Source organism: Streptomyces sp. L500, from assembly GCF_054551825.1.
On record NZ_JBTOLC010000048.1, the window covers coordinates 1 to 14,060 of the forward strand.

Here is a 14,060-nt window from a genome sequence, read left to right on the forward strand (position 1 = left end):
CCGAGGCCAAGGACCAGGTGTGCCGGGTGAGGGCCCGGGGGAGCGGGCCGCCGCCGCGCCCGAGCGCGCGCCCGACACCGCCGCCGCGCTGCGCGAGCGCTGGCCGGACCCCGCCGCCGTGCTGCTGACCGCGCTGGGGCCGGGCCCCCGGCTGTGGGAGCGCGGCCCGGGCCACCCGGACCTGCTGACCGTCCGGCTGGGCACGGCCGACCGCTACGCGCCCGACGGCGGCGGGCCGCTGCCGTCCGTGCCGGTGACGGTCGGGCTGCGCGAGGTGGGGGCGCTCGGCATGACCGGGCCCCGGGAACGGCTGTCCGGGCTCGCCCGCTCCGTCCTGGCGCAGCTGGCCGCGCTGCACGCGCCGGGCACCCTGGAGTACGTGCTGATCAGCACCGATCGTTCGCGCCCGGCCGAGGAGCGGGCCGCGGAGTGGTCCTGGCTGGGCTGGCTGCCGCACTCGCGGCCGGCGCACGGGCAGGACTGCCGGCTGCTCGTCGGCTACGACCGGGAGCAGGCGGAGGCCCGTACCGCCGAGCTGGTGCGGCGGCTGGACGACGGCCCGCTGGGCACCGGCTGGACGACGGCGCCGCCCGAGGCCGTGGCGGAGGCCGCCGCGCGGCACGAGGGCCCGTACACGGTCCTGATCGTCGACGGCGACCCCGGTTCGACGGCGCTGCGCGAGACGGTCGCGCGGCTGGCGACGGGCGGTCCGGCGGCGGGCATCCACGTCCTGTGCCTGGCGGAGGCCCCGGCCACCACGCCCGCCTCCCCCGTCTCGGCGACGCTCGCGTCGGCCGAGGCGGTCTCCCCCGCCTTCGCGCACTGCGGCGCGGTCGCGCTGCTGAGCGGCGACGTGGCGACGGTGGTGCAGGTCATCCACCGCGCCTCGGCACCGGCCGCGCCCGTGGCGCACCCCGTGCGCCCGGGCCACACGATGATCGCCGCGCTGGACGCGGTGTCCGGCGCGTGGGCCGAGCGCTTCGCGCGGGCCCTGGCGCCGCTGCGCATGGCGGACACCGCGGGCGACCCCGCGCACGCCTCGCGCATCGCGGCGGCGCTGCCCCGGTCGTCCCGGCTCCTGGACGAGCTGGGGCTCGCCCGCGCCACGCCCGCCTCGCTGACCGCGCGCTGGGCGGCCGCCACCGACCGGGGCACCCGGCCCGGCGGGCGGGCCGTGGCCGTGCTGGGGGCCGGGCCGCACGGCCCGCTGTCCGTGGACCTGGCGGCGGACGGGCCGCATCTGCTGGTGGAGGGTTCCCCGGGCAGCGGGAAGACCGAGCTGCTGCGTTCGCTCGCCGCGTCGCTCGCGGCGGCCGACCGGCCGGACCGGCTCTCGCTCGTCCTGGTCGACGGGGCGGCCGCCGAGCGGGGCGAGGGGCTGCGGGTCTGCACGGACCTGCCGCACGTCTCGACGTATCTCGCCGCCGCCGACCCGGTGCGGATGCGGGAGTTCGCCCAGGCGCTCATCTCCGAGCTCAAGCGTCGCGCCGAGCTGCTGGGCACGCTGGACTTCGTCGGCTGGCACGACCGGAACCCGGCCCCCGGCCCGAACGTCGTCGGCCCCCGCCGGTCGGCCGAGCCGGCGACGGCTCCGGCTCCGGCCGCGGTCGCGGCGGCCGCCTCCGGCCCGGGTGCCGGTTCCGCCGCGGGGATGGGCGTGAGCGTGGGCGGGGGTGCCGCCGATCTCGAGTCCGCGCCGAGCGGGACGCTCAAGTTGCGTACGCAGAGCGGCGGTCGGGCGCGTACGGCCGAGACGGCCCTGCCCCGGCTCGTCGTGCTCGTCGACGACTTCGACGCCCTGGTCGCCCCCGCGCTGGGCAGCACGGGCCGACCGGCGGCCGGTTCGGTCGTACGGGCTCTGGAGGCCGTGGCGCGGGACGGCGAACGGCTCGGGGTGCATCTGATCGCCGCGTCGGGGCGTCCGGACCGTACGGCCGACACGGCGGCGGTCGAGCGGGCCGGGCTGCGGGTGACGCTGGACATCGCCCCGCCGTCGGCGGACGCCGTCGCGTCCGGCGGTGACGGGCCCGGCGCGGGCGAACCCGCCCCGGGGCGCAGCCGGTTGCGGCGTCCGGACGACGACGCGACCACCCCGTTCCAGGCGGGCCGGGTCACCGGCCGCATCCCCCGTACGGCGACGCTCCGGCCGACGGTCGTGACTCTCGACTGGCAGCGCATGGGCGACCCGCCCACCCGCCGTCCGGTGCGCGAACTCGGCAACGGCCCCACCGACCTGGCCCTCCTCGCCAGCGCCCTCCAGCGCGCCGCGCAGTCCGCCGGGGCCCAGGCGGCACCTCCGTTGCTGTAGTCCGCTGCCGTGGTGCTGCCGTGGTCGCGGCCTGGGCCGACCGTCGGTGCCGGAGCGTCACAGCCCTGTCACGATCGGCTGGTTGACGTCGGAGACGGTATTGCGGCGGTCCGTGCCGGGGCGTAGACCTGTCGCACGGGAGTGCGGCCGTATGCCGAGGCGACGTGCGGCGCGGCCGTCGACGGGGACCGGGCACGGGAGGTACGGGCCATGCGCACGGCAACACGTACATCGCTCCGCGCGGCACGCGCGTCACGCGGCCGGCGCAGAGCGGGCGACGGCGCGGGGGCGCGGCGCGGCGCCCTGGCCCTCGCGGTGGCGGGCGCCCTGGCGCTGACCGCCGCCGGCTGCGGGGACAGCGGCGGGGACAAGGACAAGAGCGGCGACAAGCCCGCACCCGGGCGCTCCGACCTCATCACCCACACCGTGCAACTCCCCAAGCTCAACGGGCAGAAGCTCAAGGTGACCGCCGTCTGGACGGGCGTCGAGCAGAAGAGCTTCACCAAGGTCCTGGACGAGTTCGCCAAGCGCACCGGCGCCGAGGTCGCGTACGTGCCCAGTGGCGACGACATGGCGGCCTTCATCGGCTCGAAGGTGGCGGGCGGCGACCCGCCGGACGTGGCCATGCTGCAACAGCCCGGAGCGTTGCGCGAGTTCGCCGGCAAGGGGTGGCTCAGGCCACTGAGCGAGGAGGCGCGGGCGCAGCTGAAGAAGAACTTCCCGCAGGGCTGGCAGGACCTGGGCTCCGCCGACGGCAAGCAGTACGGCGTCTACTTCAAGGCGAGCAACAAGTCCCTCGTCTGGTACAACACCAAGATCTTCACCGCGGCGGGCGTCAAGGCGCCCGCGACCTGGCCGGAGTTCCTGCGCACCGCGCAGGCCGTCGCCGACTTCGGCGTCTCCCCGGTGTCGGTGGGCGGCGCGGACGGCTGGACGCTCACGGACTGGTTCGAGAACGTCTACCTCTCCCAGGCGGGCCCGGAGAAGTACGACCAGCTGGCCCAGCACAAGATCAAATGGACCGATCCCTCCGTCAAGGACGCGCTGACCACGCTCGGCCGGCTCTTCGGCAAGAAGGAGCTGCTGGCGGGCGGGCAAGAGGGCGCCCTCCAGGCGCAGTTCCCCACGTCCGTCACCCAGACCTTCAGCGGGGGCGAGAAGGCGAAGGCCGCCATGGTCTTCGAGGGGGACTTCGCGGCCGCGAACATCACCGCCGCCAAGGCGAAGATCGGTACCGATGCCAAGGTCTTCCCCTTCCCGGCGGTCGGCGGCCGACCGCCCGTGGTGACCGGTGGCGACGTGGGCGTGGCGCTCAAGGACGGCCAGGCGGCGCAGGCGCTGCTGACCTTCCTGGCCTCCACCGACGCCGCCGGGATCTGGGCGAGGGAGGGCGGATTCATCTCCGCGAACAAGAACCTCGACCTCGCCTCCTACCCCGACGACGTACAGCGCTCCATCGCCAAGGCGCTGGTCTCGGCGGGCGACTCCTTCCGCTTCGACATGTCCGACCAGGCGCCCGCCGCGTTCGGCGGCAAGCCGGGACAGGGCGAGTGGAAGGACCTCCAGGACTTCCTGCGGAACCCGGCGGACGTGGAGGGCACCCAGCAGCGGCTGGAGTCCGACGCGGCCAAGGCGTTCAAGAACTGACGGGACCGGTCACCATGACCACCGCCACCGCCGTCCCACCACCACCGCCGCCCCCCGACTCCGTCGTCCGCCCGGCCCCGGCCCCTCGGGGCAAGGGCCGGGGGGCGCTCGGCACGCGGCCCTGGGTGGCCGCCTGCTTCCTGCTGCCCGCGCTGGCCCTGCTGGGCGCCCTCGTCGTCTACCCCATCGGCTTCTCCGTCTACCGCAGCCTCTTCGACGCCTCCGGGCACGGCTTCGTGGGCATGGACAACTACCAGGAGGTCTTCACCGACGCGCGGATCCGCACGGCCCTGAAGAACAACGTCATCTGGGTCGTCGTCGCGCCCTCCGTGGCCACCGCCCTCGGCCTGATCTTCGCCGTGCTCACCGAACGGGTGCGCTGGGGCACGGCGTTCAAACTCGTCGTCTTCATGCCGATGGCCATCTCGATGCTCGCCGCGGGCATCATCTTCCGGCTGGTGTACGAGCAGAACCCGGACCGCGGCGTCGCCAACGCCGTCTGGGTCGGCATCCACGACACCTTCGCCGCTCCCGCCCCCTTCCCGGGGGCGCACCCCCGGCCGACGGGGGACCTCGTGGCGAGCGGCGACGGCGCGTTCACGACGAAGTCGGCGGCGCGGGCGGGCAGTGCCGTGGCACTGCCGCTGGTGGCCGTGAAGCCGGAGGACGTCTCCGGCGCCAGGGACGCCATTCCCGCGCGGGACGTGGCCGGGAAGGTCACCGGCACGGTGTGGATGGACTTCAGCCGGGGCGGCGGCGGAACGGCCGGGAAGATCGACGCGGGTGAGAAGGCCCTGGCCGGGGTGACGGTGGAGGCCGTCAAGGACGGCAGGACCGTCGCCTCCACCACCACGGACCCCGACGGCACCTTCACCCTGCCCACGGTGGCGGACGGCGCCCGGCTGCGGCTGCCCGCGGCCAACTTCGCCTCCGCCTACAACGGCGTCGACTGGCTCGGCCCCTCCCTGGTGACGCCCTCCATCATCGGCGCGTACATCTGGATGTGGGCGGGCTTCGCCATGGTGCTCATCGCCGCCGGCCTGGCGGGCGTGCCGCGCGAACTGCTGGAGGCGGCACGCGTCGACGGCGCCAACGAGTGGCAGGTCTTCCGCCGGGTGACGGTGCCCCTGCTGGCACCGGTCCTCGCGGTGGTGGTCGTCACCCTGATGATCAATGTGCTGAAGATCTTCGACCTGGTCTACATCATCGCCCCGGGCTCCAGCCTCGACAACGCCAATGTGCTGGCCCTCCAGCTCTATCAGTCCTCCTTCGGTACGGACGTCAACCAGGGCGTGGGCAGCGCCATCGCCGTCTTCCTGCTGCTGCTCGTCACTCCGGTGGTAATCGTGAACATTCGCCGGATCCGGAGGGACAGGCAGCGATGAACCTTCGCCACACTCCCGGCCGGGGGTACGGTCCGCGGCGAAGCCGCTGTAAGACGCCGCGCCCCCCGGAAGACTGCGGCATTCGCCGGATCCGGAGGGAGCGGCAACGATGAGCCTTCAAGACACCGTCGTACGGGGTGAGCGCTCCCTTCCCGCCCGCTTGGCCGCCCGTCTGGGCGCGGGGGCGACGCGGGGCTTCCTCGTCCTGGTCGGGCTGTTCTGGCTGATGCCGACCGTGGGGCTGCTGCTGTCGTCGCTGCGCGACAAGTCGGACATCGCCGCCTCCGGCTGGTGGCAGGTCTTCGCCCACCCGTCCCAGCTGACGACGGAGAGCTATCGCACGCTCTTCGCCAACGACAAGGTGACCCACTCCCTTCTGACCACCGCGCTGATCACCGTCCCGGCGACGGTGCTGGTGATCCTCGTCGGCGCCCTCGCCGGATACGCCTTCGCCTGGCTGGACTTCCCCGGCAGGGACTGGTGGTTCATGGTCGTCGTGGGGCTGCTCGTGGTGCCCGTGCAGGTGGCGCTGATCCCGGTGGCCAAGCTCTTCAGCGCCCTCGGCATCTTCGAGTCCACGGTGGGGGTGGTGCTGTTCCACACCGCCTTCGGGCTGCCCTTCGCGGTGTTCCTGTTGCGGAACTTCTTCGCGGAGATACCGCGTGAGCTGCTGGAGGCCGCGAGACTGGACGGCGCGGGCGAGCTACGGCTGTTCACCCGCGTCGTGCTGCCGCTGGGCGGGCCGGCCATCGCCTCCCTGGGCATCTTCCAGTTCCTGTGGGTGTGGAACGACATGCTGGTCGCGCTGATCTTCGCGGACAGTGGCAACCCTCCCATCACGGTGGCCCTTCAGCAGCAGGTCCGGCAGTTCGGCGACAACGTGGACATCCTCGCGTCGGGCGCCTTCCTCTCGATGGTCGTTCCGCTGGCGGTGTTCTTCGCCTTCCAGCGCCAGTTCGTGAGCGGGGTGATGGCGGGCGCGGTGAAGTGACCGCCCGCGGGGGCGGACGAGCGGTGCGGCGGCCGGTGGGGCGGCGGCGCCGCAGCCGGTAGGGCGGTCGGCGCGACGGCCCACGCGCGGCTAGCGGCGCAGGTACAGCGACACCGCCCCTCCCCGGACGAACACCGTGGACTCCTCCCGGTACAGCGCGTCGAGCTCCCTCGTCTTGGCGGACTCGGCGCGCTGGGCCCGGAACCAGGGCGTCCCGACCGTGCTCGTGTCCGCCACCACCCACACCCGTATGCCCGGGGAGAGCGCCCGCAGCCGGGAGCGCAGCTCCCCCGCCCCGACCTCCTGGCCGTAGAGGGTGCCGGAGGCGGCGGGCGACCTCTTGAGGGTGAGGTCCCGCAGCCCCGTGAAGGCCCCCGGGTAGGCCAGGGATATCCGGCGCTCGTGGAGCGGGAGGAAGAGCACCGCGTCCCCCGGCCGGGCCGTCCTCCCGACGGCGGCGGCCACCCGGGCGAGCTCGTCGCCCCGGCTGGACGGCAGCCGCTCGCGCTCGTGGAAGGGCAGCTGCGTCACGAAGGCCGCCGCCACGGCCGCGACCCCGACCGCAGTGGCCACACTCCGCCATGGCAGGAGCCCCAGGATCCGTTCCGCCCCGGCGGCCGCCAGCAGCGGAACGCCCGCGAGGCAGAAGAGCAGGTAGCGGTCGAGGAAGAGCGGCTGCCACTGGGACGCCGCGTAGAGCAGCACGGGTGGGACGACGGCCAGCGGCAGGGCGACGGCGGTCAGCCGCAGCGGGCCGGTGCGGGGCAGCGGGGCGAGCACGGCGAGGGCCATCAGCGCGACCACGGCGGCCACGACGGGCTCGCCGGGACCCGTGAAGGCGTGGAGGAGCGCCTTCGCCTGCCCGTATCCCGGCGCGCGGAGCCAGGAGACCTGCTCACTCTGGCCTTGGGAGAGCACGGCCAGCGGCGCCAGCACGACGCAGGCCGCGGCCGCGGCGCGACCCCACCCGCGCCAGGTCCGCCCCGGCACCCGGGAGATCAGCAGCGTCAGCCCATGGGCCGCCAGCAGCAGGATCGCGAACTCGTGCAGCAGCGCCGTGACCGCCACCACCACGCCGTAGCCGGCCCAGCGCCCGGGCGACCCCCGTTCGACGGCCTCCAGCAACAGCCACGTCGCCAGCGCCGCGCCCGCCGCGACCAGGGCGTACGAACGGCCCTCCTGGGCGTAGTGGCCGACGAACGGAGTGGTCGCGTACAGCAGCCCGGCCCACAGGCCCACCCGGGGCCGGGCCAGCCGGCAGCCGATCGCGCCGATCAGCCCCGCGGTGACGGCCGCGGCCACGACGGACGGCAGCCGCAGGGTGGTCTCGTCGGCGCGCAGCGCCAGCACCGGACGCATCAGCAGGTAGTAGAGCCCGTGCACGGCGTCGACGTGCCCGAGCAGGCGCAGGATCTCGCCCGGCGAGCGGCGCGCCACCTGGAAGGTGGCGGCCTCGTCCCGCCACATCGTGCCCCGGTCGAGCCCCCACAGGCCGAGGAGGAGCATGACGGCGGCGGGCACGATCACGGCCAGGGGGACGGCGGAGGTCAGCCCCCGGAGCGCGGCCCCGAGGGTGCCCGCCCATGACTCTCCCGGCTCCTTCCCCGGCTCCTTCCTCAGCTCGGGCCGTACCGCGGTCCGCGCCATCGTCGTCCCTCCCCACTTCCGTTCCTGCCGGCCACACGCGGTCGCAGAATGCCCCGATTACGCATACTTATTGGATAAAACTGTGCTTTATGGCAGTGAACGGGAGTGGAATCCCTGTCGCGCACCCCGCCGCCGGGCTTCCGGCGGCCGCCCCGGCCGACGCCCGGGTCGGCGTCGTCGTCATCGGCTACGACGACGCCGCCCACATCGGCCACGCCGTGCGCTCCGCCCTCGGTCAGGGCCCGGCCGTCGCCGAGGTCGTCGCCGTGGACGACGCGTCCACCGACGGCACCGGGGCCCTCCTCGACCGGCTGGCCGCGCGCGAACCCCGGCTGCGCGTCCTCCACCGGGCCGTCAACAGCGGTGGCTGCGGCACCCCCCGCAACGACGGCCTCCGGGCCGTCACCACGCCCTATGTGATGTTCCTCGACAGCGACGACATCCTGCCCCGGGGCGCGGTGGCCGCCCTGCTGCGTGGCGCACTGGCCCACGACGCGCCGGTGACGGCGGGGCTGTGCGTCCGCAGGGAGCTCCCCCGGCGGCGGGACACGCCCTGGCAGCCCGCCCTCTACCGGCGGCCCGCCGTCCACGCCTCCCCCGAGGAGCACCCGGCACTGCTGCGCGACACGCTGTGCGTCAACAAGCTCTACGCCCGCCACTTCCTCGACACGCACGGCATCCACTTCCCCGAAGGCCCGTTCCCCTACGAGGACTTCGTCTTCAGCGCCCGCGTCATGGCGGCGGGGCCGCGCGTGGCCGTCGTCCCGGACCCGGTCTACGTCTGGCACGTGCGCAGGGGCGCGGCCCGGCCCTCGATCTCCCTGGACCGCGAGCGGGTGGGCAACTGGCAGGCGCGCGTCCGCGCCCACGAGCGGGGTGTGGAGGTCTTCCGCGACGCCGGCAACGAGCCGCTCGCCCACGCCGCCCGGGTGAAGTTCCTCGACCACGACCTGCGGATGTACGTCCGGGAGCTGCCCGGCCACGGCCCGGCGTACCGCGCGGCCTGGTGGCGGGCGGCGCGCGCCGCGCTGGCCGCCTGCGACGAGGCGGACCTGCGCGCCGCCCGGGCCCCGGCCCGCTGGATCGCCCGGGTCGTGCTCGCCTCCGAGACGCCGCGCGATCTGGAGCGGCTCGCCCAGCTGGCCGCCCGGCCCGCCCGGCTGCTGCCCCCCTACGCCGAGGCGGCGGGGCGGCCGGTCTGGGCGGCGGACCTGCCGAGGGTCGTACTCGACGGCCTCACCGGCCCGGGCGCCAAGCCGGCCCGCCGCCTGCCGGTCACCGTCGACGCCGCCCTGCGCCGCCGCGCGGGGCGCGGCCGCCACGCCGAACTCCGGCTTCGGGTGCACGAGCTGTATGGCCGGCTGGCGGCGGCCCGGCCGCACGGCGTCGACGTCGAGCTCCGCCTGCGGGACGGCGCCTCCGTCCAGGAACACGCCGCCTCGCCATGGCCGGATGGGCTGGATGAGCCGGATGGGCCGGATGGGCCGGATGGGCCGGATGGGCCGGATGGGCCGGATGGGCTGGACGAGCCGGACGGACCGGGTAGGCCGGATGAACCGGGTAGGCCAAGCGACGGTGGGCCAGGCGGACCGGTCGGGCCAGGCGCCGCGACCTCGTGGGTGGTCTCCGTGCCCGTGGACCTCGCGGCGCTGGCCGCGCGCGGGCGCCTCGACGCCAGGGCCCGCAGGGCCCTGGCGACCGGGCCACAGGCGTGGGATGTCCGCGTGCGCATCCACTGTGCCCATGGCGGGACCCTGCGGACGGCCGTACGGGCCGTGGGCGCCGGCTCCCGCCCCGCCGTGCTGCTCGGCGCGCGGTACGGCCTGTTGCTGGCGCAGCCGCACGCCACGGCGAGCGGTTCGCTCGTCCTGCGGCTCGCGCCCGGCGTCCGCTGCGCGCTCGGTGTCGCCCTGCGCAGGACCCGTACGCTCCTGCCCCTGCTGCCCTTCCTGCGGCGCACGGCGACGGCCCGTACCGACGGTCGCCCCTAGCCTCACGACACTCATGCCCCATCCCCCCCTTGTGTGCCATCCCTCTTGTGGCCGGTCCGGTGGTGGACCTAGCGGTCGATCTCCTCGAACAGCGCCTCCCAGCGGTCCAGGACCGCCGGGAGGGCCAGTGGCGCGACGTGTTCGCGCGCGGCCCGTCCATAGCGTTCGCGCGCCGGGCCGTCCCCCATCAGCTCGCCCAGCGCGGTCGCGAACGCCGCCGTGTCCCCGTGCGGCACGAGCGTTCCCGTACGCCCGTGGACGACCAGCTCGCGGACGCCGCCCGACAGGTCGAAGCTCACGCAGGGCACTCCGACGGCGGACGCCTCGGCGAGGGCCATCGGCCGTCCTTCGCGCTCGCTGGTGAGGGCCACCAGCGACAGCTCCCGGTAGGCGGCGGCCATGTCGCGAACGGCGCCCCGGAAGCGGACCCTGTCCTCGATGCCGAGCCGGGCCGCCCGCGCCCTCAGTTCCGGCTCCTGGGGGCCGTCGCCGAAGAAGTGCAGCTCCCAGCCGGGGTGTTCGGCCGAGGCGGTGGCGAAGGCGTCGAGCAGCCGGTCCAGCCGTTTGACCGGTTCCAGCCGCCCGACCGCGCCGACACGCCGGCCGTCCAGGGGCGCGGGGGTGAGGGGAGCGAAGGGCAGCGGGTTGGGCATCACTCCGGCGTTCGGCAGCCGTCTGCGACGGAATTCCGCCGCGTCCGGCTCGCTGAGGAACAGCGACTTCTCCAGCGCCGGATAGTGCCGCAGGATCAGCTCCAGGTTGACGGACGCCCGCGCCTGGTGGAACGACTCGTGGTACTGGCCGATGGCCCGCACACGTGCCGGCCGCGCCACCGACTCCAGCCAGACCGCCGCCCAGGGCGAACCGGCGATCACATACCCCCTGCCGTCCTCCGGCGTCCCGGCGAACCGTCGGGCGAGAAGCTCCCGGGCCCGCTGCCGCTCTCGGCGTTCGGCCCGTGCCGCCCACAGCCGCGCCGGGCTCAGCCGCTCGGCGAGGGAGTCCGCCCGCCACGAGGGCGGAGCGGACGCCCGGTAGAGGGTGGTCCGCCGGTAGGCGGGGTCGGCGATGTACGCGTGGGGCCGGGGGCTCGGCCGGATGCCGATGAGCTCGACGGCGTGGCCGCGCTCGGCGAACCCCTGGGCGAGGGTGTGCAGCACCCGCTGGGAGCCGCCCGTCGAATCGACGTCGATGCCGAGGAGGAACAGCCGCCTTCGGCAGGCCGCCGACGCCGAAGCCCTCACCGCTGGCCGCCCGTCGTTGCGGTTCACCGGTCGCTCCCCTCGAAGAACTGGTCGACCACGGCTTTGCTCGACCATCCGGTCTCCAGGGGGTTGAACCGCTCGTGGAAGCGGGCGTACGGCCCGGCCCACCGCTCGCGCACCCCCGCCAGATCGGCCAGCGCCGCCGCCAGTTCCCTCGTGGTGGTGAGCATCGGGCCGGGGGCGATGTCCGGCAGCTCGTAGTAGGCGCCGCGCGAGACCGAGCGGTAGTCCTCGTAGTCGTCGGTGTAGAGAAGGATGGGCCGGCCCAGGTTGGCGTAGTCGAACATCACCGACGAGTAGTCCGTGAGCAGGGCGTCCGAGGCGAGCTGCAGATCGTTGAGATCGGTGAACGCCCTTCCGTCGCGCACCGCGTGCCCGAGCTCGCGGGGCACGGTGAACCGGTCGTAGTAGTGCGGGCGGACCACGACCGTCCACTCCTCGCCGACCGCGCCGACGAGCTCCGCCAGGTCGATCCGGATCGACGCCCCGCTGCCGCGCTCGCCGTCCCGGAACGTCGGGGCGTACAGCAGCACCTTCCTGCCGTCGGGGATCTGCAGTCGCTCCCGGGTGCGGGCCGCGCGGTCGCGCTGCTCCGGCTCGTTCCAGCGGACGAGGACGTCGTTGCGCGGCAGCCCGGTGCGCAGCAGCCGGCCCGCGTAGCCGTTGGCCCGCACGAAGGTCCGCTCGAACTCCTCGCTGGGGGAGATCAGCGCGTCCCAGCGGGCCACCGTCGCGTGGTGCCGCCGGCGCCGCTCGGGACTCGCCAGCCGCAGCTCGGGGATGTCGAACCCCATGTGCTTGAACGCCTGGCCGTGCCAGGTCTGGAGGTAGTGGGTGCCCGCCCGTTTGGCGTAGGACGCCGGGAAGCCGTGCGAGTCCACCCAGTAGCGCGCCCGGGCGACCGTACGGGCGTGTTCCCAGCTGCCGCGCCGGACGAGCTCCACGCCCTCGGGGAAGGAGGACCGGTCGCCGGTGTACGACCAGACCGCGCGGAGCGGGAGTCCGCGCCGGACGAGTTCCTCGTGGATGTAGCGGGGGCTATCGGCGTAGCCGCGCCCTTCCAGGGCCTCGAAGACGACCAGCCGGTCATCGATGGGCAGTTTCCGCAGCTCGTGGTAGGCGAGGGCCTTGGCGCGCGGCCCTGTCGCGCGGCGGATCAGCCGGTGGGCGCGGCGCAGAACCGGCCGTGCGGGGACGAGGGCCTCGGCCCGGCCGAGGGCGCCCGTCCGCTCCCAGGCGAGCTCGAACCGCCCGGCTCCGTGGCCTTCGCATCCCGCCCGCACCAGGTGCCCGCCGATCCGTGCCCGCAGGGACGGCGCCGGGGCGGGGGCCAGCAGCGGATCGGCGCGGGTCAGGCCCTGCCGGGTGAGCACCACGTGGGGGTGGCGCCGGCCCCGGAACCCGGTGGGCCCGAGGGGCACCCGGCTGAGATCGATCTCGGCCCGGGCGGTGCGCGCCTCCGCGCCCTCCGCGCCTTCCGTGCCCTCGGCGCCCTCCTCGGCCGGCTCGTAGCGGATGGGGACGACGAGGGGCTCGGCGGTCACGGCGACGCGCAGCTCCGCCGTGACGGGCACGGGCCCGGCCAGCAGCCGTGCGGGGTCGTAGGTGCGCAGGGTGAGGCGCAGACGGCTTCCGGCCGGTTCGACGTGCGTCACCTCGTGCCGCAGGGGGCCCGTGGCGAAGGGCTGGTCGTCCAGGCGCCATTCGGTGATGTCCAGTTCCCGGGCGGTCCGTTCGTCCCCGGGCAGTTCCCGCCCCCAGTACCGGTGCCCGGCGGCGTCGCGCACGGTGTGGCGGGGGGCGACGCGGGGCCGGTCCAGGGTGCGCGCGCATTCGGCGGCCTCGTCGAGGCGGCCGGTGAGGAGCAGGTACTGGCAGACGCGTTGTTCGCGCGGCACCGTCTCCCAGGCGCCGGGGGCGATGCCGGCGAGGTAGGGGGCGACGAGGGCGGCGAACTCCTCGGTCCACCGCCGGTCGCGGAAGGGCAGGTCGCCGAGGTGGAGGCGGAGGTCGTGCCGGAGGAACTTGGCGTCCTTCGCGGGCCGCAGGTCGGCGTGGCCCGACTCCTCCAGGAAGGCGTCGACGCGCCGGGCGACGGCGACGCGGTCGGCGACGTTCCGCAGTTTGTGACGGCTGGAGGAGATGGAGGGGCCGGTGGCCGGGTCGCCGGCGAGCCGCCAGGTGTAGACGGGCCAGGGGACGACGGCGAAGGACCGGGCCAGGGTGAGGGCTTGGGCGGTGAAGAGCTGGTCCTCGTAGTGCAGGTCTTCGGGGAAGCGCAGGCCGTGCCGGGCGAGGAAGGCGGCGCGGTAGAGCTTGTTGGTGGAGAGGTGGTCGAGGAGGTATTCGGGGGCCGCGCGCAGGCCCGCGACGAGGCGGGCGTCGCCGAAGAGCTCGGGGTACCACAGGGCGGTGGTGCCGCTCTCCTCGAAGATCCGGGTGACCTCGCCGGTGACGAGGTCGGCTCCGGTCTCCTCCGCGGTCAGCAGCAGCGTTTTGCAGGCGTGGTAGGGGAGTTCGTCGTCGCTGTCGAGGAACATCACATAAGGGGCGCGGGCGGCGGCGAGGCCGGCGTTGCGCGGGGCGCCGCAGCCGCCGCTGTTGACCGGGAGCCTCAGCAGGCGCACACGTGGGTCACCGGCGGCCAGCTCCCGGGCGACGCGGGGAGTGTCGTCCGTCGAGCAGTCGTCGACGACGATCGCTTCGAGGTGGCGCAGCGACTGCCCGAGGACCGATCGGACGGCGCGCGGCAACCGCCCGGCGTCGTTGTGGACGATCACTACTACGCTGACCTCCGGGGTGGCGGAGGGCGCGGGAGCGGACATG

General features: G+C 74.8%; 8 protein-coding genes. 5 read left to right on the top strand and 3 right to left on the bottom strand.

The window, feature by feature from the left end; genetic code table 11:
* The 4 genes from ACX9I7_RS28160 to ACX9I7_RS28175 form a co-directional block, all read left to right on the top strand.
* Positions 1 to 2,308: FtsK/SpoIIIE domain-containing protein (locus ACX9I7_RS28160; protein WP_459388903.1), on the top strand; the 2,308-nt coding region annotated here is incomplete at its 5' end.
* A gap of 210 nt (positions 2,309 to 2,518) precedes the next feature.
* Positions 2,519 to 3,955, top strand: coding sequence for an ABC transporter substrate-binding protein (locus ACX9I7_RS28165; RefSeq protein WP_459388904.1), 1,437 nt, complete (start codon positions 2,519 to 2,521; stop codon positions 3,953 to 3,955).
* Positions 3,956 to 3,969: 14 nt separating this feature from the next.
* Positions 3,970 to 5,340, top strand: a complete 1,371-nt coding sequence (locus ACX9I7_RS28170; RefSeq protein ID WP_387575167.1) for an ABC transporter permease — start codon at positions 3,970 to 3,972, stop codon at positions 5,338 to 5,340.
* 109 nt (positions 5,341 to 5,449) lie between these two features.
* Entirely contained in the window at positions 5,450 to 6,331 is an 882-nt protein-coding gene (locus ACX9I7_RS28175; RefSeq protein WP_358634413.1) for a carbohydrate ABC transporter permease, read from the top strand.
* 90 nt (positions 6,332 to 6,421) lie between these two features.
* On the opposite strand, the gene ACX9I7_RS28180 is transcribed toward ACX9I7_RS28175, so the two are convergent.
* Entirely contained in the window at positions 6,422 to 7,978 is a 1,557-nt protein-coding gene (locus ACX9I7_RS28180; RefSeq protein WP_459388905.1) for a glycosyltransferase family 39 protein, read from the bottom strand.
* Positions 7,979 to 8,067: 89 nt separating this feature from the next.
* On the opposite strand from ACX9I7_RS28180, the gene ACX9I7_RS28185 reads away from it, so the two are divergent.
* Positions 8,068 to 9,969, top strand: coding sequence for a glycosyltransferase family 2 protein (locus ACX9I7_RS28185; RefSeq protein WP_459388906.1), 1,902 nt, complete (start codon positions 8,068 to 8,070; stop codon positions 9,967 to 9,969).
* Between the two features lie 68 nt (positions 9,970 to 10,037).
* Here ACX9I7_RS28185 and ACX9I7_RS28190 read toward each other — a convergent pair whose 3' ends face one another.
* Positions 10,038 to 11,240, bottom strand: a complete 1,203-nt coding sequence (locus ACX9I7_RS28190; RefSeq protein ID WP_459388907.1) for a glycosyltransferase — start codon at positions 11,238 to 11,240, stop codon at positions 10,038 to 10,040.
* A complete protein-coding gene (locus ACX9I7_RS28195) occupies positions 11,237 to 14,059 on the bottom strand; it encodes a bifunctional glycosyltransferase/CDP-glycerol:glycerophosphate glycerophosphotransferase (RefSeq protein WP_459388908.1) in 2,823 nt (940 codons plus the stop codon). Before ACX9I7_RS28195 ends, ACX9I7_RS28190 begins: the two co-directional genes overlap by 4 nt.
* Between the last annotated feature and the right edge of the window lies 1 nt (position 14,060).

Coding starts and splice junctions, on each gene's coding strand:
- ACX9I7_RS28175 (WP_358634413.1), top strand. CDS start 5,450: ATGAGCCTTCAAGACACCGTCGTACGGGGTGAGCGCTCCCTTCCCGCC.
- ACX9I7_RS28185 (WP_459388906.1), top strand. CDS start 8,068: ATGGCAGTGAACGGGAGTGGAATCCCTGTCGCGCACCCCGCCGCCGGG.
- ACX9I7_RS28170 (WP_387575167.1), top strand. CDS start 3,970: ATGACCACCGCCACCGCCGTCCCACCACCACCGCCGCCCCCCGACTCC.
- ACX9I7_RS28180 (WP_459388905.1), bottom strand. CDS start 7,978: ATGGCGCGGACCGCGGTACGGCCCGAGCTGAGGAAGGAGCCGGGGAAG.
- ACX9I7_RS28195 (WP_459388908.1), bottom strand. CDS start 14,059: ATGTCCGCTCCCGCGCCCTCCGCCACCCCGGAGGTCAGCGTAGTAGTG.
- ACX9I7_RS28165 (WP_459388904.1), top strand. CDS start 2,519: ATGCGCACGGCAACACGTACATCGCTCCGCGCGGCACGCGCGTCACGC.